The sequence below is a fragment of the Kitasatospora sp. NPDC096128 genome (assembly GCF_040303105.1).
Lineage (GTDB): Bacteria > Actinomycetota > Actinomycetes > Streptomycetales > Streptomycetaceae > Kitasatospora.
This window is the reverse complement of record NZ_JBEOSP010000081.1, coordinates 1-19,147: the sequence shown is the minus strand read 5'-3', so window position 1 is coordinate 19,147 and position 19,147 is coordinate 1. Positions and strand designations below refer to the sequence as shown.

At 72.2% G+C, this 19,147-nt stretch carries 15 protein-coding genes; 8 read left to right on the top strand and 7 right to left on the bottom strand.

Annotation, left to right across the window (positions count from 1 at the left end):
* On the top strand, nt 1–137 hold a 137-nt coding region (locus tag ABTY61_RS40620; RefSeq protein WP_502895528.1), incomplete at its 5' end, for a non-reducing end alpha-L-arabinofuranosidase family hydrolase.
* A gap of 390 nt (nt 138–527) precedes the next feature.
* Nucleotides 528–1,403, top strand: coding sequence for an NAD(P)H-binding protein (locus tag ABTY61_RS40615; RefSeq protein ID WP_350510269.1), 876 nt, complete (start codon nt 528–530; stop codon nt 1,401–1,403).
* Between the two features lie 129 nt (nt 1,404–1,532).
* On the opposite strand, the gene ABTY61_RS40610 is transcribed toward ABTY61_RS40615, so the two are convergent.
* On the bottom strand, nt 1,533–2,564 hold the full coding sequence (locus ABTY61_RS40610) for a hypothetical protein (protein ID WP_350510268.1): 1,032 nt from the start codon (nt 2,562–2,564) through the stop codon (nt 1,533–1,535).
* Between the two features lie 84 nt (nt 2,565–2,648).
* On the opposite strand from ABTY61_RS40610, the gene ABTY61_RS40605 reads away from it, so the two are divergent.
* From ABTY61_RS40605 to uppS, 3 genes are all read left to right on the top strand, one after another.
* The gene (locus tag ABTY61_RS40605) at nt 2,649–2,948 is read left to right on the top strand and encodes a PadR family transcriptional regulator (protein WP_350510267.1); all 300 of its coding nucleotides are present in this window, start codon (nt 2,649–2,651) and stop codon (nt 2,946–2,948) included.
* The gene (locus ABTY61_RS40600; RefSeq protein ID WP_350510266.1) at nt 2,945–3,733 is read left to right on the top strand and encodes a hypothetical protein; all 789 of its coding nucleotides are present in this window, start codon (nt 2,945–2,947) and stop codon (nt 3,731–3,733) included. Before ABTY61_RS40605 ends, ABTY61_RS40600 begins: the two co-directional genes overlap by 4 nt.
* A gap of 64 nt (nt 3,734–3,797) precedes the next feature.
* Nucleotides 3,798–4,574, top strand: a complete 777-nt coding sequence (gene uppS / locus ABTY61_RS40595; RefSeq protein WP_350510265.1) for a polyprenyl diphosphate synthase — start codon at nt 3,798–3,800, stop codon at nt 4,572–4,574.
* 391 nt (nt 4,575–4,965) lie between these two features.
* Here the strand turns inward: uppS and ABTY61_RS40590 are convergent, their stop codons facing one another.
* From ABTY61_RS40590 to ABTY61_RS40565, 6 genes are all read right to left on the bottom strand, one after another.
* Nucleotides 4,966–7,395, bottom strand: a complete 2,430-nt coding sequence (locus tag ABTY61_RS40590) for a TIGR03767 family metallophosphoesterase (protein ID WP_350510264.1) — start codon at nt 7,393–7,395, stop codon at nt 4,966–4,968.
* 125 nt (nt 7,396–7,520) lie between these two features.
* Nucleotides 7,521–8,774, bottom strand: a complete 1,254-nt coding sequence (locus ABTY61_RS40585) for an FAD-binding protein (RefSeq protein WP_350510263.1) — start codon at nt 8,772–8,774, stop codon at nt 7,521–7,523.
* Nucleotides 8,775–8,812: 38 nt separating this feature from the next.
* On the bottom strand, nt 8,813–10,741 hold the full coding sequence (locus ABTY61_RS40580; protein WP_350510262.1) for a phosphatase PAP2 family protein: 1,929 nt from the start codon (nt 10,739–10,741) through the stop codon (nt 8,813–8,815).
* Between the two features lie 102 nt (nt 10,742–10,843).
* On the bottom strand, nt 10,844–12,241 hold the full coding sequence (locus tag ABTY61_RS40575; protein ID WP_350510261.1) for a jacalin-like lectin: 1,398 nt from the start codon (nt 12,239–12,241) through the stop codon (nt 10,844–10,846).
* A 290-nt stretch (nt 12,242–12,531) separates the two neighbouring features.
* Nucleotides 12,532–13,839: a glycoside hydrolase family 6 protein gene (locus tag ABTY61_RS40570; RefSeq protein WP_350510260.1), complete on the bottom strand. Its 1,308-nt coding sequence runs from the start codon at nt 13,837–13,839 to the stop codon at nt 12,532–12,534.
* A gap of 70 nt (nt 13,840–13,909) precedes the next feature.
* Nucleotides 13,910–14,890, bottom strand: coding sequence for a glycoside hydrolase family 6 protein (locus tag ABTY61_RS40565; protein WP_502895527.1), 981 nt, complete (start codon nt 14,888–14,890; stop codon nt 13,910–13,912).
* A 329-nt stretch (nt 14,891–15,219) separates the two neighbouring features.
* Here ABTY61_RS40565 and ABTY61_RS40560 point away from each other — a divergent pair, with 329 nt between their 5' ends.
* From ABTY61_RS40560 to ABTY61_RS40550, 3 genes are all read left to right on the top strand, one after another.
* Nucleotides 15,220–16,245, top strand: coding sequence for a LacI family DNA-binding transcriptional regulator (locus tag ABTY61_RS40560; protein WP_350510259.1), 1,026 nt, complete (start codon nt 15,220–15,222; stop codon nt 16,243–16,245).
* Nucleotides 16,246–16,613: 368 nt separating this feature from the next.
* Nucleotides 16,614–17,915 (top strand): ABC transporter substrate-binding protein, encoded by a 1,302-nt coding sequence (locus tag ABTY61_RS40555; protein ID WP_350510258.1) that lies wholly within the window; start codon nt 16,614–16,616, stop codon nt 17,913–17,915.
* A 147-nt stretch (nt 17,916–18,062) separates the two neighbouring features.
* Entirely contained in the window at nt 18,063–19,064 is a 1,002-nt protein-coding gene (locus ABTY61_RS40550) for a carbohydrate ABC transporter permease (RefSeq protein WP_502895526.1), read from the top strand.
* Nucleotides 19,065–19,147: the final 83 nt, after the last annotated feature.

The following is a 19,147-nucleotide window of genomic DNA, read 5'->3' as shown; positions in this document are numbered from 1 at the left end:
TCCGCAACAACCCCGACCAGACCATGACCATCGACCCCTGCAACCTCCAACTCCTCTACCAGGGCAAGAACCCCGACGCCACCGGCCCCTACGACCAACTCCCCTGGCAGCCGGGCCTGCTGACCCTCCAGCGCTGACCCGCCCCTCGATCCACCCCGGGGTGCCCCAGCCGACCGGTCGGCTGGGGCACCCTTCCGTTGCGGACCGATCGCCCGGGTCAGGCGCTGTGCGCGCCCTTGCGCCGGGCCGGGCACGGCGGCCCAGCACGCCGCCGCCGATCGGGAGCAGGCCGCTGGAGCCGCCGGGCGCACCCTGCAGGACGGTGCGGCGGGTGAACGGGACGTCCTCGCCGAGGTTGCACTTGGCGACGTACTCGGCCCCGTGAGGAAGCGGTTCTCGGCCTCCCCGTACAGGTCGATGCCCTGGTTCCAGGCAGTCCCGCAGACCCGACGGCTCGCCCATCGGACCACCGCACCATCAGCGTTACCGGGTTGCTTTTTTAACCAAGTAACGTTTTCATGGGCGGCATGAGTCAGACAGACAGTGCTCCCGTACTCGTGACCGGGGCGACGGGCCGGATCGGCCGCCTCGTCATCGACCAACTCCTCGACGCGGGCGTACCGGTCCGCGCCCTCGTCCGCCGCCCGGAAGCCGCCGCGGTGCTGCCACCGCAGGTCGAGGTCGTCACCGGCGACCTCACCGCGCCCGACTCGCTCGAGCCGGCCCTGAACGGCGCGGACGTGGTCTTCCTCCTCTGGACCGCCCCATCCGCGACCGCCGCTGAGGTCGTGGCGCGGCTGGCGGCCCGAGCGCGGCGGGTCGTCCTCCTCTCCTCCCCGCACCGGACGCCGCACCCCTTCTTCCAGCAGCCCAACCCCATGGCCGCCCTGCACGCCGACCTCGAACACCTGATCGCCGCGACCGGCCTCGAGTCGACGGTCGTCCGACCGGGGATGTTCGCCTCGAACTGCCTGCCCTGGTGGGCACCGGCGATCCGCGCGGGCGACATGGTCCGCTGGCCGTACGCCGCCGCCGCGACGGCACCTGTCGACGACCGCGACATCGCCGCCGTCGTGGCCCACACGCTCCATCAGGACGGACACGTCGGCGGCGACTACGTCCTGACCGGCCCCGAGTCACTGACCCACGCCGAACAGGTCACCGTCATCGGCGACGCCCTCGGCCGCCGCCTCGCCTTCGAGGAGATGACGCCGGACGAGTTCCGCACCCTCTCCCAGGGCGCACCCAGCGCGGCCGTCGAGATGCTGCTCGCCGCCTGGCACGCGGCAGTCGGCCAACCCGCCTACGTCACCACCACGGTGTCCGACCTCCTCGGGACGGCGCCGCGAACGTTTCGCCAGTGGGTCTCCGACCACGCCAGCGCATTCGCGAAGGATTCGTAACCTCATCGGCGCGACCTGCGCCCCCGGCCTCCGCCTCCGCGGAGCCCTTGGAGGTGGCGTCACGTCCGATGAGCCAGCCTCAATGGCAGCGCCTCCCTGCTCCGGCAACTGACCGGATGCCTCCCGCTGTCACTCCCTGGTTGCGGTCGCAGTCACACCGAAGGTGAGTGCGCCCGTCAGTAGCGCGAACGTGAGTGTGACGGCTGCCCAGTGCCCGATGGAGTCGACCTCGTCGCCGAGCCCGAGCAGCTGCCACGCGGTGTCCCGCAGCGCCAACGAGACCGGCAGTGCCAACGCGCTTGCGGTGATCGCCATCCGGGCGGCCCGTCGCGTCCTCGACGCGGGCGGAAGCGCGGCGAACCGCAGAACACTGTTGCAGATCATCACAAAGGCGAAGGTGCCGCCGGCGAAGACCGCGGTCTCCACGGTGAAGAGCAGCACCCCGGGCCAGCCCTCGCCGGAAGCCAGTCCCGTGGCGACCAGCAGGCCGGCAGCGACAGCGGCCGCGGCGGTGAGCAGGGCGAAGCGGAGGCGTACGAAGCCGAGCACCTTGCCGCGGCCGATCAGCGCAGCCAGTGCGCGCCCCGAGCGGGAGCGGGGGGCGGCGAGGAGAGTCGCGAGGGGTGCGAGGTCGTCCAACCAGTCCCCGCCCGTGTCCTCGGCCCCGCGTACCGGCTTCGGTAGCCGTCGGATCGCCCGGCGGTGCAGCAGCAGGCTCCCGGCCGTCACCCCGGTGAGCGGCAGCAGGGACACGATCAGCCAGGGGGTGCCGCCGTCCCAGGACGCGCGGTCCGCCCGCGCGGCCACCGCCGCCCAGTCGGTGGCGAGCGTGGCGGCGACGAGCAGCGTGCAGACCAGCGCGGCCCGAAGTACCTGCTCGATCCGGTAGCGCGGCAGCGGCCGGTCGCGGCGGCACAGCAGCGCCCTTGCCCCGCCGAGCGTCCCGAGCAGGGGGACGAAGAACATGGTGAAGGTCACCACTGCGTCGTACGGATCGTCCTGCCAGGGACTGCCCGTCCGCACCACGCGGACCTGTGTCGTCAGGTAGGCGAACAGGGTGAAGGCGGCGGCACCGGCGGCGGACGTCAGCAGCGCCACGGCAGCGGCAGGCCGAGCGGGGTGTCCGACCTCCAGCTGATCGATCGTCAAGTCATCGCGCATGACGGCGATAGTACACGCCGCGTAGTACGTGGCGTGTAGTTCGCGGCACGTAGTATGGTGCTTCGTCAGATCGAGAGGAGCGATATGCAAGCCAACGATGCCCAGACGCTGGTGCTCTGCGCGCTGGCCGACGGGCCGCTGCACGGATACGCCATCAACACGGCGATCGAGGAGCTGACCGGGGAGCGGCTGGGCCCCGGCAGCCTGTACGGGGCGCTGGCCAGACTGGAGTCGAAGCGGCTGATCGAGCCGCTCGATGGCCAGGGCCGCCAGCGCCCGGTGCAGCTGACGTCCCTCGGCCGCGAGGTCCTGGAACGTGAACTGCGTGCCATGGCCCGGGTCGCGAACGCGGGACTGCGGCGCCTGGGGGTGCACCCGGCATGAGCGTCGTCACCCGCAGCCTGGTCAGGCTCTACCCGGACGCCTTCCGCGAGCGCTGGGGCGCGATGGTGGAGGACGAGGCCCGGGGCGCGGGCTGGAAGTCCTGGCCCGATCTCATCGCGGGCATCGTGGACATGTGGCTGCACCCGGCCCACTGGCCCGCCGACTCCCCGGCACAGCGCCAGCGGAGGGTGGCCACCATGGGCATCACGGTCGCCCTCGCCGCCTGGTTCCTGAGCCACCTGGCCGCCGAACAGGCTGGCCCCTTGCCCGCCGACGGCATTCGGGAGCAGGTCACGCACGGCTGCACCACCCTGCTGCTGCTCGGCATCGCGCTCGTCGCACCCAGGCCCCGGCCCACGCTGCGCGCCGCGATCACGTTGCTGGGCTGGGCGCTCCGTCGCCTTGCCGTACCGACGCTCCTCGGCACGACCGTGGTCGTCCTGGTGCACGGCGGCTTCGACGCGGACGCCTCACCGCCCACCCTGCGCACCGCCGTCCTCGCCGCCTGGTGGGTCACCCTGGGCCTCGGCGCGATCCAGATCCCCCGCATCTTCACCGGCGTCGGCGCGGACGCCGTCGTGCCACCCGGCACCGGCCGACTCCGCGTCGGTGTATGGACCCTCGCCGGCGCCAGCGCCACCGGCGGCGCGACCATCCTCGGACTCTCGCTCACCGGTGCCGGATTCCACCCGCTCGGCGTCGGCATCGGCGTGGGCCTGCTGCTGCTGACGGCGGTGTGTGCGGGCACCCTGCGCGACCTGCGCGACCTGCCGTCGGCCTCGTGAGCCACACGGCAACCGGCTGGCCGTGGCCCGTCAGAACCGGTAGCCACTCCCGACCCACTTGGAGGTGCCCATGTCCGACCTGCTCCGCTCCCTCTACGCCCGCCGCTTGCGTCGCCAGGTCATAGCCGGCCCGCTGCCCCGGCATGTCGGGCTGATCATGGACGGCAACCGCCGCTGGGCCCGACAGATGGGCATGGCCAACCCGAGCCTCGGCCACAAGGCGGGCGCCGAGCACGTCGAGGAGGTGCTCTCCTGGTGCGAGGCCCTGGGGATCAAGCACATCACCGTCTTCGTCTGCTCGACCGAGAACCTCCAGCGCCGCGGCGACACCGAAGTCGCCTACCTGATGCGGCTGATCGAGCAGGTGGTCGTCGATCGCCTCACCCGCCCGGACGCCCGCTGGCAGGTTCACCTCGCCGGAATGACCGACGCCCTGCCCGACAGCACCGCCCGCACCCTCAAGGAGGCCGTCGAGGCCACCCGCACCTGCACCACCGGCGCTCACGTCACCCTGGCCGTCGGCTACGGCGGCCGTCAGGAGGTCGTCGACGCCGTGCGCGACTTGATGTACGCGCGAGCCGAAGCGGGCGCGTCACTGACCGAGGCCGCGGACGCCCTGACCGTCGACGACATCGCCCCACACCTGTACACCGCCGGCCAGCCCGACCCCGACCTGGTCATCCGCACCAGCGGCGAGCAACGGCTGTCGAACTTCCTGCTCTGGCAGAGCGCCTACTCGGAGCTGTACTTCTGCGAGGCCCACTGGCCCGCGTTCCGCGAGGTCGACTTCCTGCGCGCGGTCCGCAGCTTCGCCGCCAGGCAGCGGCGCTACGGCGGCTGAATCCCGGTCTCGTAGGACGGCACCGGCTCGGCCGGTGCTCGCCGACCGGAGCAGCAGTGGGGCGGTGCTTCGCGTTCACTTGTCCTTGGAGGCGGCACCCCCATGGCAGCAGGGCGATGACGGGGCGGACATCTACCGGTACGTCGTGGAGGTGCGGCTGGATACGGCTGCGCTGCTTCACGCTGCTGACCGATGGGATCTTGCGCTGGTTTCCTTCCCGACCCGCTGATCAGCGGTGATCCTGCTCCAGTGGGTCGGTCGGGTCGTCGACTGGCTGGCCGAGGTCTCTTGCACGTACCTTGGCTGAACCCCCATTCGGCGACGCATGAGCGTTGACGACTCACTTTGGGCTTGTCGCAGGACTGCGGCACGCCACAGGGAAATCTGCTGATCAGCGTCCGTCGACGCCGGCCCGCAGGGCGGCGGCGAGGGCGGGGCCGATCGGGACGAGGAGATCGACGTTCCGGTCCCGAACGGTGCCCGCGGAGTCCGGACCGCCGACCCTGGTCGGATCGTTGGCGCTCAACTCCCGGTGGACGGCGGCCAGGTCCCAGAGGCCGAGGTCGGCACCCGGCCGGAGCGGCGCGGCGTGGTCGATCATCGTGGAGCGGATCACCAGGGTGTCCGTACCCACGAGGAGTTCGAGCAGACGCGCCTGGGACGGCCACTCGCACAGCCCCGAGGTGATGACGTGCCAGAAGCCGCCACCACCGGGACGCCCCTTCGGGGTGACCGAGTTGAGGTGCTGGTGCCCGGCCAGCCAGAGCACCACGTTGCCGAAGCGGTGCAGCAGCGCCTCGACCTCCTCCCCCAGCACCCGGGGCAGGTCCGCGTCTGGCCGCGCAGCCTCGTCCGGCCGCTCGACGGTGTTGTCGAACAGTTCCAGCCCGTGGTGCGAGGCCAGGACGACCACCCGGTCCCGGTGGTCCGTGCGAACCTCGGCCCCGGCCGCGTCCCGGTAACCGGAGTGCACCTCGACCAGGCGCTGCTCCAGCCAGTCCCGCTGACGCCGCCCGATGCTGCCGGTGACGTGGCCGGCCGGGTTGGTGGAGTCGAGGACGATCACCCGCACACCGGGGATCTCGTCGTAGCAGTAGTACCCCCGGCCCGCGGCGAGGTCGGCCTCGCTGAACCCGTGCCCGCGGGGTGTACCCGGGCTGTCCAGGTGGGCCCGGATGTACTCGGTCTTGCCGACCGGGCGCCGGTCCGCCCGCGGCCCGATCCACCGCCTCGACCCGCCCGCCAGCACCGTGGGGTCCGCCAGGTACGCGTCGCCCGGCTCCCCCGGCAGCTCCGCGGGCGCGGCGACCGGCCGCTCGCCACCGGTGAGCAGGCGCCGGAACTCCGGGGTGACGGGTGCCCGCCCCTGGGCCAGGCAGTCGTGGTTGCCGAAGCAGGCCAGCCAGTCGACGCCGAAGCCCTGGGCGGGGAACGGCACGGCCGCCGCCGCCAACAGGCCCGGCCGGTCGGGGAAGCCGTACCGGCGCTTGTACCGGTCCCGCGACCGCGGCTCCGGGTTGTAGTAGTCGCCGGACACCGCGTACGACGGGATCGCCGCGCCGTCCCCGCTGTCGGCGGCGCCGAAGGTCGGGTCGACGGTGCCACCACCGTTCATCAGCGCCAGGAAACCGCGCAGTTCGTTGAGTTGGGCGCTGTCGGTGTTGTCCCCGGTGGTGAGCACGAAGCGGACGGGCGCCACCGGGTCCGCCGCCAGCCCGGCCACGGTGCGGGCCATCGCCTCGAACGCGTGGGTGGAGACGATCTCCTGCGGACGGTACGCCGGCACCATCCCGGCCCATCCGGGCCGGTCGGCGAACCGCTGGACGAAGTCGATCCGGCCCGGCGAGGCGAGGTCGGCCAGCTGGTAGTCGGTGACGTGCACGAAGCTCAGCAGGGAGTCCGGCGCTTCCGGCCGCTGCCCGGTCAGATCGTCCCGCAGGAGGTGGGGCTCACCCGGCGCGGCGACGAGCCTGCGGTAGAGCCGCTCACTGCCGCCGCGGACCGCCTCGCCCGGGGCGATGGTGGCGTGGAGCGTGGTCACGACGGCATCGGTTCTTTCCGGCATGGGAGTTCGGGTTTCCTGTCCTGGGATGTCGCTGGCGCTGTGGCTGTTCGTCGCGGCCGGTGCGCCCGGGCGGGTGTGCTCGGGCCGGTGCTCGCTGCGGAGACCAGGAACCGCAGCCTGGAGGAGCTCTCCGACCCGCTGGTCGCGGAGCCCGGCCGCGGCCGGTGCGCCCGCGGCGCGCCGCAGGTCGTCCTCGGTCAGCGGGCGGGCGTTGGGGATCTTCAGATCGCGGTACCGCTCGGGCGGCAGGTCCGCCGCGGCGATCGCGAACATCTCCACGATGTACTTGTGGGCGACGACGAGGACGGTGCGCCCGGCCCTGGACGCGGGCAGCAGCACGTCGTGGTAGTGGACGGCGACGCGTTCGTACATCGCCTGCCAGCTCTCCCCGCCGGGCGGGCGGCCGGTGTGCGAGTGGAACGCCTCGGTGTAGCCGGCGAAGCCGATGCTCTTCTTGACCAGGCTCTTGTTGCGGCCGCTGAAGATCCCGAAGTCGCGCTCCACCAGCGCGTCGCTGACCACCAGTCGACCGGGGGCGCGCCGCTGGCCGGCGATGACGATGTCGGCGGTGCGGCGGGCCCGGCCGAGGGTCGAGACGTGCACCTCGTCGAGGTCCAGCCCGAGGGCGGCGACCCGACGGGCGGCCTGTTCGGCCTGGCGGACGCCGAGGTCGGTGAGCGGGGAGTCCAACTGCCCGGCGAAACGGTTCTGTTCGTTGGCCTGGGATTCGCCGTGGCGGATGAAGTACAGGGGCATGGGTGTCCTCCCGCTTGGAGGCGATGTGCGCGGACTTGATGTGCCCCAGTCAAGCTCCATGTAGTTGAACCGTCAAGGAAAATGTTAGCGCTAACGGCGGAAGGTGTCGGGATGCCCCCCAGGTGCTACCCGGCGCCGAAGTGGCGGGCCACGAACTCGTTGCGGAACGTGCCCGCCGGGTCGAACTCGCCCAGCAGCCTGCGGAAGTCCTCCCAGCGCGGGTAGGACTCCCGGACCGCCTCGGGCGCCATGGCGAAGACCTTGCCCCAGTGCGGCCGGGCGGCGAACCCGGACAGCGCCCCCTCGACTGCGGCGACGGCCTCCGCCACGGCCGCCGTGTCGGGGTGCCAGGTGAAGTGGAAGGCCACGCAGTCGCGTTGGAAGGCCGGGCTGAGCCACAGCCCGTCGGCCGCCACCGTACGGATCTCGCTGATCTGCAGGGCGGGCGCGATCCGGTCCCGGACGGCGTCCAGCGCGTCGAAGGCGGCGACGGCGTCCGCGCGAGCGACGAAGTACTCCGACTGGAGCTCGTCGCCGCTGCTGGGCGTGAAGTCGAGCCGGAAGTGCGGGAGCCGGTCGTGCCAGCGCCCCGGCACGCCCAGCTGCCCGGTGCAGGGTTCGGGCGGACACCCCGGCACGGGGTGGCGCGGGCCGTCGGCGAGCACCGCGCCGAGCCACGTCCCGGGGGCGTCGGGGCCGCCGCCCCGCTGCTTGAGCCACACCTGGTCGATCCGGTCCGTCCGCCAGCCGGTGAAGAGGCTGACACTGTACGCCGCCGCCATGACCTCGTCGAACCGCTCCCGCAGCACGGCCGTCGGCAGGCCCTCGTAGACCCACTGCCGGACCTCGAACGCGGGCAGCACGTCCAGGGTCAGCCCGGTGACCACACCGAGGGCGCCCAGGGCCACGACCGTGCCGGGGAACTCCGCGGCGCCCCGGTCGATCGTCACCAGGTCACCGTCCGCCGTGACCAGTTCGACGGCCCGGACGGCCGTGGCGAGGTTGCCGTTGGCGACCCCCGAGCCGTGCGTCGCGGTGGCGCAGGCGCCCGCGACCGAGATGTGCGGCAGCGATCCGAGGTTGTGCAGCGCAAGCCCCGCCCGGTCCAGCACCGCGGCGAGCTCGCCGTACCGCATCCCGGCGCTCACCCTGACCGTGCCGGCCCGCCCGTCCGGCTCGACCGTGCGGGGCAGACCGGCCACGGACACCAAGTCACCCGTGCTGTCCGCGATCGGGTTGAACGAGTGCCCGCTCCCGAGCACCCGCACCGACCGACCTGCCGCGACGATCCGCCGCAACTCGTCGACGGAGCGGGGCGCGTGGAATCGCTCGGCCCGGAACCTGACGTTCCCGGCCCAGTTGGTCGCAGCCAGGGTCATGGGCGTTTCCTCCTAGGAGCCGGGAATGGACGGCCCGTTCAGCAGCGGGTCAGTCGCACCGAGAGGCCGTCGTGGGTGTACTGCGGCGTCGCCTCGTAGCCGTCCACGTCGACGGTGACGCTGCCGAACTCGCCTTGCAGCGTACGCCCCCTGAGAACCGGCAGCATCAGGTCGTCGGCCGGCTCGACGGAGTCCGCCAACTCCAGGACTAGATCAGTGTTCTGACCGAGCGTCACTCGACCGTCGACCGTCAGCGCCGGCGAGTGGCAGTGGTGGAGCGCCAGCTCCAGGCGCGTCCCGGCCGACTGGAGGAGGTCGCCGTGCACCCGGACGGCGCCCCGCTCGGCGCCCACCCGCAGCGTGCCGCCGCGGACCTGGACATCGCCGCGGCCGAGGGCGTCGCGGGAGCCGGCCACCAGGACCCCGCCCGCCACCACGGTGGCGCCGGTATAGCGGTTGGTACCGGTCAGGGTCAGCGTCCCGGTGCCGCGCTTGGTGAGGCCGCCCGGGCCGGCGATGTCGTTGCGCCAGGCGTCGGCCGCGCAGAACCCGCCGTCGGCGGCGTTGAGTTCGACCGTCACGTCCCGCTCGAAGGAGCCGTAACCGTCGGCCGCGGCGAACAGGTCGAGCCTGCCCCACAGCTCCGGCCCGTCCAGCAGGACGTAGCCCGAGGGCAGCGCGGTGGTGCGCAGCACCTCGCGGCGCTGGGCGGCGTCCAGGTACGGCAGGCGGGTCTCCAGCAGCACCTCGGCGCCCTTGGGCACCGTCATCAGCACGTTCCGGCCGCTGCGGCGCAGGACGTACGTCAGCTTCGGGGTGACCAGCTCGGCGTTGGCCTCGCGGTCGGCGTACGGGTCCTCGGCCGGGTCGGCCCGGTGGGCGTAGGCGTACAGGGTGTCGGCGGTGCTGCCGGTCTTCGCCCGGAAGTACGCGGCGGCCTGGCTCCGGGCGGCGGCCTTGAGGGCGGCGTTGCGCGGATCGGCGAGGGTGGCGGCGGCGAGGGCGGCGGCGAGCGTCCGGCCGCCGATGACGTCGAGCGGGGAGTGCATGCCCGCGGCGATCCGGGTGTGGCTGAGCTCGAAGGCCCGGGTGATCAGCTCCTGGAAGCGCTCGGGCACCGCGTAGGCCAGGGCCAGCGCGGACAGGTGGAAGGCATTGGTGTGGCCGCTCACGAAGCCGCCGTCGTCCGCCGGGGAGGTGCTGCGCTGGCGCAGCAGCTGCGGGGCGACCACGACGTCGGAGGCGTAGACCGGGAATCCGAGGGTGTCGGTGGCGCCGGTGTCGACCACTGCGCTGTCCTCGGTCATCCGCCACGGGCGCGGGTAGCGGTAGGCGTACTTGGCGGGGTTGCCGGAGGCGTACGGGCCGCGCAGCGTGTTGACCAGGGTGACCACCTGCCCCAGCTCCGAGTCGACCGCCCCGGGGCCGATCGCGGAGCCGGCGGGCGCGCCGGCCGGGACGGCGTCGTCGACCTTCGCGGGCGGGGTGGAGTCGGGCGCCGTGGTGATCGAGGTGACGGCCCTGGCACCCGTGCGGTACAGGTCGGCGAGCGGGCCGAGGCCTGCGATGACCGAGTAGCCCTGGTGCCGGCGGTCGTAGATGAACGCCTCCTTGGCCTGGTCCGCCGTGCGCCTGGTGGTGACCTCCACGCAGTAGCGCACGTTGGCGCGCAGCACGTCGGCCATCAGCGGCGAACCGTCGTTCCAGGACGTGCCGGTGCGCCAGATCCGGTTCATCCCGGTGAGGATGCGCACGGCGGCGTTCCCCTCCGGGGTGAGGTCGGCCATCGTGTTGGTGGCGTAGGAGTCCACGAAGGCGGCGCCCTGGACAGGGCCCGCGGGCGCGGCGGCGGCCTGCTGCGGGGCGGTCGGCAGGCTCAGGGCGGTGGGCGCGGTGAGCAGGCCGACCGAGGCGGCTGCGGAACTGCGCAGGAAGCGGCGGCGGTTCAGGGCGGGCCGGTCGTTCATCGCTGGTCTTCCTGCTGTGGTGTGCCGGGGGCGGAACGGTGTGCGAGCGGGGGTTTCCCGGCCCGGGTGGCGGCCCGGGCCGGGGACGTTCGGGGTGCGGGATCAGCGGTGGGTGAACAGGAAGCCGAGCTTGTCGACCTCGTCACCGGCGCGTCCCTGGAACCCGGCGATCTGCCAGCCGTCGGGCGCGGTGCGGGTCACGCAGTCGCCGGTGGTGGTGCCACCGGAGAGGGTGCGGCCGAGGTTGGTGGCGAAGGAGGCGGAGAAGATGCGGGTGTGCCCGTTGTACGAACCCTGGCAGAGGGTGGCCGAGTTCAGGTACTCACCGCTGCCCAGAGTGAGCGAGGAGGCGGTGCCGCCGGTGCCGCCGTGGGTGAGGGCGGTGCCGTCGGCGAGGGTCAGGCCGACCTGGTCGACCCGGCTGCCGGCCCGCAGGCTGACCGTGGTGGCGCGGGCGCCAGGCGCGACGCGGTCGATGTCGTCGTAGAAGTCGCCGTGCGGGCCGCCGTACTGCTCGCTCGCCAGGTAGGCGGGGTTGCGGCTCCAGGTGAAGCCCACGGCGACCGGGTCGTGGTCGGAGAGCATCTTGCCGGAGGCGTCCAGGAAGTCGGCGTGCTTGTTGGCGTACGAGGTCGCGGTCAGCGACACCAGCGCGCTGCTGCGGTAGAGCACCTTGTCGACGATCTCGCAGGTGTCGGTGGGCGCATTCTGGTCGCACAGCAGCGGGTCGGCACCGCGGGTCGGCGCCACGCCGCCGCGCTCCAGCTGCACCCACGCGTCGGTCAGCGTGTTGTCGGCGGCGAAGGCGCCGATGGTGTCCTCGACGCGGGTGTAGCGGGTGTTGGTGTCGCCCATCACCACGACGGCGTTCCCGGCCGAGTGGGTCTTGATGTAGCCGGTGAGCTGGGCCAGGTCGGCGGCACGGGCGGTCTCGTCGCCGGGGTTCGTGCCCGCGTTGGCGTGGAGGTTGTAGAAGTCGACGTACACGCCCTCGGCCAGCCGGGTCCGCATGAAGGTGAAGCCCTTGGGGGTCAGGCAGTCACCGGAGTCCAGCTGGCAGTCGTTCCACTTGACCCGCTCGAAGTCGTCGCCGTCGTAGCCGAGACCGGACAGGGTGTTGAGGCCGCTGCCGATGCCCGCCCCGCCGCTGGTCGCGGTGCGGTACGGATGGGTGTCGGCGGCGTACAGGAACGCGTGGTAGTTGAAGTCCTCCTGGACGTGCACGATGTCGTACGGCGCGAGCCGGGAGCCGATGGCGGTGGTGCTGCTCTGCCGCTCGGTGGAGGAGCTGTTCACCACCTGCGGGAGGCCGGCCACGTTGTAGGTCAGCGCGGTGAACGACCCGCCCGCGGCAGCGGTCGGCGCGGGCGGCGTGGTCGGCGCACCGGCCGCGGCCTGCGCGGCCGGCGCGCCGAGCAGGCCGCCCAGCGCGGTGGCAGCGCCGAGCGCGCCCAGGAGGGCAGTGCGGGCGAAGGGCTGTCGGGGGCGGGGCTTGGACATCAGCGCTCCGATCGGAGTACGGCCACGGCTTCCGGTGCCCCCGGAGCGTATGAGCGAACCATGAGCGCGTCAACATCGGTGACGAGCGCTCACATCGCATCTGAACTGGGCATTTGCCAAGCCATGCCAAGTTTCGCACAAAGGTTCTGTGAGCGTTAACAAACTGTTCTTCCGGTGGGCCGGGGAAGCCGCCCCCCGCAACGGCTTCCCCGGCCCGCCTCGGCGCCCCCTCTCACCCCCGCCCCGGGGGTGGCGGTGGTCCGGCCCGACCCGGCGTGGCCCGGCCCGGCTCAGTCCCAGCCGTTGAAGGTCAGCGCCGGGTCGGCGTTCCGCACCAGGGCGCGGGCCTGTTCGGGCCACCAGGTGCCGGCCGGTGGATCGACGGTGCCGTACTCAGGGTCCGCTGTTCCACCGGGGATGCCGCGGTTGCACTGCCCGTCGGACTGGCCGACGGTCTTGATCCACAGGTAGGCGTCCGCGAGCGGGGCGCCGGTGTCGGCCGTGGGCCGGTCGCCGATGCCGCGTCCGGGCGGGTTGCACCAGATCTGCGGGTCGCCGGTGTACTTTCCGGCCGGGGGTGTCCAGGAGCCCTTCCCGTTCCGGCTGGTGTCGACGACGAAGTGGGTGAGCGCCTCGGCCGGCTGGGCTCCGACGTTCTGCTGGAACCACTGGTCGGTCCAGTGCCAGGTGCTGCGGTCGTCCACGTTGACGGAGTTGCCCGGCGCGCCGTCGTTGGGGGCGGCCGGGGAGTAGTACTGGCTCGCGCACGACTCGGCGTGTCCGCGGGCGGCCGCCGGGCCCTTGGCGGCGTACCAGAGGCAGTTGGACACCCAGGTGCCGTAGCGGTCGGACTGGTCGGTGGGGAAGAAGTTGGAGACGTTCAGCGAGAAGCCCTGGGCGTGCTCGACCCCGGCGTCCAGCAGGCGCTGCGCCATGGCGCCCACGCTCTGCCAGTGGCTGTTCCCCGCGTCCAGGTACACGGTCGTGCCGGGCTGCTTCTCCAGGACGTCGATCGCGTAGCGGAGGTCGGCGAGGCGTCCCGCGGTGAGGGCGCCCGTCGGGTCGGTGGTCGGGGAGCAGTCGCGGGGCAGGTTGGCCAGGGCGTCGGGTTCGAGGACGATCACCGCCCGGTCGTGCCCGATGCCCCGGGCCAGCCCGGCGATCCAGGCCTGGTAGGCCGCGTCCGACTGGGCGCCGCCGCTCGAGTACTGGGAGCAGTCCCGCCCGGGGACGTTGTAGGCGACCAGGACCGGGACGGTCCCGGTCCGGGCCGCACGGCGGACCAGGGTCCGCGTCTGGCGCTCCACCTGCTCCGGTGTGCCGTCGGTGTACCAGTGGGCTCCGGGCCAACTGGCCAGCTTCGCCATGGTGGTGGCACCGGCGAGGTCGCCGTTCAGCAGGTCGGTGACGACCTGCTCGTCGGCGTCGCGGTCCGGCTCCACGTAGAAGCGGGTGTCGGCCGGCAGTGTGTGGTCGATCGCCCGGTGGCTCTTGGCCTGGTCGGGCGTCAGGGCCTGGGCCTGGGCCGGGACGGCGAGCCCGGTCAGCAGCGCGGCGATGCCGACGGGGATCAGCGAGCGTGGGATGCGTGGTCGCACAGGACGGTCCTCTGGTCGTTTACTCGGGTCGGTGGCCGCGGCCCGGAAGCCGCGGCCCGGTGGCCATGGCTCAGAAACCGTGGATCAGGTTGTAGGCGACCTGCGGCAGGAACTGTCCGGCCGTCGATCCGGCGCCGGTGCCGCAGTTGCCGTCGGACTCGCCGGGCGCCTTGATCCACAGCAGCATCTCGGCACCGCCGCCGCCGAACCGGGTGGGCGTGCCGATCCGGCGGCCCGCCGCGTTGCACCAGTTGCCGTCGGAGCCGTTGCCGTTGCGGCTGGTGTCGACGACGAAGGGCTTGGTGTAGCCGTACGACGACCGCAGGGCCGCGTTGACGGCGTCGGCGTACGCCGAGTTCTGCGCGGTGTCGATGTAGTTGGACACGTTCAGGGAGAACCCGTGTGCTCCGCTCACCCCGGCGTCGGCCAGGTGCTGGGCCATCGTCCCGGCGCTGAGCCAGGCGGGGTTGCCGGCGTCCAGGTAGAGCTTGGTGTTCGGGGCCTTGGCGTTGAACTGCGCGATGGCATTGCGCAGCATCCCGTTGCGTTCGGCGATCTGACCGGCGCTCATGCAGCTCTCGTCGCCGAGCGAGTCGGGTTCGAGGACGACCACGGCCGGCCGGCTGCCGATGCCGCTGGCGAAGGCGGCGATCCAGGTGGCGTAGTCGGCGGCGGAGCCCGCGCCGCCGCCGGACTGGCCGGCGCAGATGTCCCGGTTGGGGATGTTGTAGGCCACCAGGATCGGCAGCTTGCCCTGGGCGGCGGCGGCGCCGACGTAGGCGCCGGTCGCCGTCCCGATGGTGCCGCTCCAGTTGCCGAACCAGCGCGCCTGCGGCACCGAGGCGATGGACGCCCGGATATCGGCGGCGCGGCCGTCCCCGGGGTTGGCGTTCAGCCACCGCTGGACGCTGGAGTCGGGGTCGGCGTAGAAGCCGGAGGCCGCCGGGGTGGTGGGGCCGGCGACCTGGGCGGCCGTGGGCTGGACCGCGACCACGAGGGCGGTCAGGGCGGGTGCCATGAGCAGGGAGAGCCTGCGCAGCGGGTGACGCATGATGCTTCCTCCACTGGGTGGGTGGGGGTGGGTGGGGGATGGAAGCTGGGGGGAGTGCGCAATGGAAGCGCTTCCAGTTGCCTGGATGATTGAGCCGATCCGAACCCGGTGTCAAGACGTCTGACGCAAGCTTCGCAGAACCCCATCCCTGCTGGGACGCGCTCGGACTCGGCGCTGTTGGGGCGGAACCCGGCCGACTGGGCCTAGAGTTGTGGAAGCGCTTCCGACGAGCGGAGGCGAATGCGTTGGCCGATCACCCTGGTGACACGGGATGTCCGTGGAACCATGGTCCGGTGACGCCCGCCGGCAAAGGAGGACCGACGATCGCAATGGAGACATCCCCACGTCGCCAGCCGACCCTGGACGAGGTCGCCGCCCGGGCCGGTGTCTCACGCACGGCGGCGTCCCGCGTCATCAACAACGTGCCGCACGTCAGCGCGGCCAAGCGGGCCGCGGTGGAACGGGCGGTCCGCGAACTCGGCTACGTGCCGAACCCGACCGCGCGGGCGCTGGCCACCCGGCGGGCCGGGTCGGTCGTCCTGGCGGTGTCCAGCGACGAACCCGGCCTCTTCGCCGACCCGTTCTTCGCCGAAGTGACGGTGGGCGTCAGCTCCTTCCTCGACCAGACGGACCTCGAACTGGTCCTGCTGCTGGCCAACACGCCCCGCGGCAAGGAGCGCCTGCGGCGCATCCTGAGCTCACAACGGGCCGACGGCGTGATGCTGATGGCCGTGCGCGGCGACGACCCGCTGGGCCGGCTGGCCGAGCAGACGGACCTGCCGGTGGTCTTCGGCGGCCTCCCCCTGACCGGCACGCCCCGGTGGTACGTGGACCCGGACAACCGGGGCGGCGCCCGCCTCGCCGTCGAGCACCTGGTCCGCAGCGGACGCCGGAACATCGCGATGATCACCGGACAGGTCGACCTCCAGGCCGCCGTCGCCCGTGAACAGGGCTTCCGCGAGGCGCTGGTGCTGACCGGCCTGCCCCACGCCGGCATCGTCCCGGGCGACTTCACCCAGGCCGGCGGCGAGGCCGCGATGGAGCGGCTGCTCGCCGACCGTCCGGGCCTGGACGCGGTGTTCACGGCCAACGACGGCATGGCGCTGGGAGCACTGCGCGCGCTGCGCAGGCACGGCCGGCGCGTCCCCGAGGACGTCGCCGTCGTGGGCTTCGACGACCTTGCCGGCGCCCTGTACGCCGACCCGCCGCTGACCACGGTGCACCAGCCGGTGCGCGCGCTCGGGCTGGAGCTGGCCCGGATGCTCGTGGCGGTCGTCGAGGGCCAGGACCCGAGCCCCCTCGTCCTGCCCACCCGCCTGACGGTCCGGGAGTCCGCGCCCCTGACGTCCGGCTGATTCCACCCCACAGCGGTCCCGACTGGAAGCGCTTCCGCGCTTCCAGAGCGCCGCCCTGCGCCTTCACGGGTCCGCGGTCGCGTCCCCTCCACCGGCCGTCTGCGCTCCGGCCTGCCCGCAACCGGCGGAACAGCGCGAAGGGCCGACAGCCGAACACCTCTTGACAGTTTCCTGCCCGAGGGAGCAGGGTTTGCGAACTGGAAGCGCTTCCAGTTTCTACCGCCGGGCCAGCTCCGGACGCTGCCGGACCCGGGCCGCCCCCGGCCGCCCCCGGCCGCCCGCACCGCGAGCGCACCGCACTTCCCGCGCTTCTCCCACCCGCGCGACCCACCCCGCGTGCATTCCGTCACCGCTCCCTGGAGAACCACATGTTCCTGCGCAGTCGTTCCCGCAGAGCCGCTGCCGTCCTGTCGGCCGCCGTCGTCACCGCGGTCCTGGCCACCGGATGCTCCTCAGCAGGGGCCGGCTCGGACGATCCGAACGCGAAGACCACGCTCACCGTCGGCGACTTCGGCACCTTCGGCTACAAGGAGTCCGGGCTCTTCGACGAGTACATGAAGGCGCACCCGAACATCACCATCAAGGAGAACACCACCACCCAGGAGGGCGACTACTGGACCGCGCTGCAGACCCGCCTTTCGGGCGGCGGGCTCGACGACATCCAGGCCCTGGAGGTGAGCCGGATCGCCCTGGCCACCTCCGACCAACTCAGCGGTGCCTTCACCGACCTGTCCCACGTCCAGGGTGTCGAGCAGGACGCCTACCTGCCCTGGAAGTGGAAGCAGGCGACCACCGCCCAGGGCAGGACCGTCGGCCTCGGCACGGACGTCGGCCCGATGGCGATCTGCTACCGCCAGGACCTCTTCCAGGCCGCGGGGCTGCCCACGGACCCCGCCGCGGTCAGCGCCCTGTGGGCGGGCGACTGGGCGAAGTACGTCGAGGTCGGCCGCCAGTACCAGGCCAAGGCCCCCAAGGGCACCTCCTTCATGGACACCGCCACCGGCCTCTACAACGGCGTGGTCTCCTCCAACGCCGAGCAGTACTACAAGAACGGCAAGATGAACTACCAGGACTCCGCGGGCGTGAAGAGCGGCTGGAAGCTCGCCTCCGACGCGGTCCAGGCCGGGATCACCCAGGGGCTCAAGGAGTTCGACACCCCCTGGCAGACGGCCTTCTCCAACTCCACCTTCGCCACCACCGTCTGCCCGTCCTGGCAGCAGGCCAACATCGAGAAGTTCTCCGGCCCCGCCAATGCCGGCAAGTGGAACATCGCGCAGGCGCCCACCGCCGGCAACTGGGGCGGCTCGTTCCTGGCCGTGCCCGCCTCCGGCAAGCACGTCGCCCAGGCCCAGGCGCTGGCCGTCTGGCTCACCGCCCCCGAGCAGCAGGCCAAGGTCTTCCAGAAGGTCGGCACCATCCCCGCCAACCAGAAGGCGTACGCCCTCCCCGGCGTCACGGACTACCAGAACCCCTACATCGGCCCGAACGCCCCCACCGGGCAGATCTTCTCCACCGCGGCCAAGGCCATCCAGCCGGCCGAGACCGGTCCGCACCACGGTGACCTGCACGGGGCGTTCAGCAACGGCGTGCTGCTGATGGAGCAGAACCACATGAGCCCCGAGGCGGCCTGGGCCGACACCGTCAAGCAGATCACGAGCACCATCCAGTAACCGCGGGCCAGGCCGGCCGGACCGTGCGCGGCGACTCCCTCCCCGCGCACGGTCCGGCCGCCGAGACCGACGACCACCGAGACCGAACCCCTTTCCAGAGCGACCCGACGGCCCCGCCCGGCCGTCGGCCCGGTACGGAGGAACCCTGTGGCCACCTCGACCCGCACCCGCCGAAGCGACCCGGCCGACCCTCCCGGCAGCAGCCCGCCGAAGCGCGCCGGAACGCCGACGGGGCTGCGCGGCCGGCTGCACCGCTGGGACCACCTCGGCTCGCCCTACCTGTTCGTCTCGCCCTTCTTCCTGGTGTTCGCGGTCTTCGGGCTCTTCCCGCTGCTCTACACCGGCTGGCTCTCCCTGCACCGGGTCAGTCTCTTCAACGTGGACCAGGCGGACTGGGTCGGCCTCCAGAACTACCGCGACCTGCTGTTCGGGCCGCCGAGCTCGCTCTTCTGGCACGCCCTGGGCAACACCGTCACCCTCGGGGTGCTGTCCACCGTCCCGCAGCTGCTGATCGCGCTCGGCCTCGCCCACCTGCTCAACTACCGCCTCCCGGCCCGCGGTTTCTTCCGTACGGCGCTGCTCGCGCCGTACGCGACGTCGGTCGCGGCCGCCACGCTCGTCTTCGCACTGATCTTCAGCCCCGAAGCCGGCATGGCCAACTGGCTGCTCGGGCTGGTGGGCATCGGCCCGGTCCACTGGGAGTCCGGCACCTGGACCTCGCAGTTCGCCATCTCCGTGATCGTCATCTGGCGCTGGACCGGCTACAACGCGCTGATCTACCTCGCCGCGATGCAGGCCATCCCCCGCGAGCTGTACGAGGCGGCCGCGATCGACGGCGCCAACCGCTGGCAGCAGTTCCGCAACGTCACGATCCCCGAACTGCGGCCCACCATCCTGTTCACCGTCGTCGTCTCGTTCATCGGGGCGACCCAGCTCTTCGGCGAGCCCTTCCTGTTCGGCGGTCAGAGCGGCCACCAGGGCGGCACCCAGCACCAGTACGAGACCCTGGGCATCTTCATGTACGACCAGGGATTCCGCTACAGCATGCTCGGCCGCGCCTCCGCCATCGCCTGGCTGATGTTCGCCCTGCTCCTGCTGGTCGGCCTGGCCAACACCCTGATCGCCCGCCGCCTGCGTTCCGCCAAGTGACCGGGAAGGACGACGACATGACCACCATCCCCGATCAGACGGTCGCGCGGGCCCCGGGCGTGATGGCAGGCGTTGGTGACGAG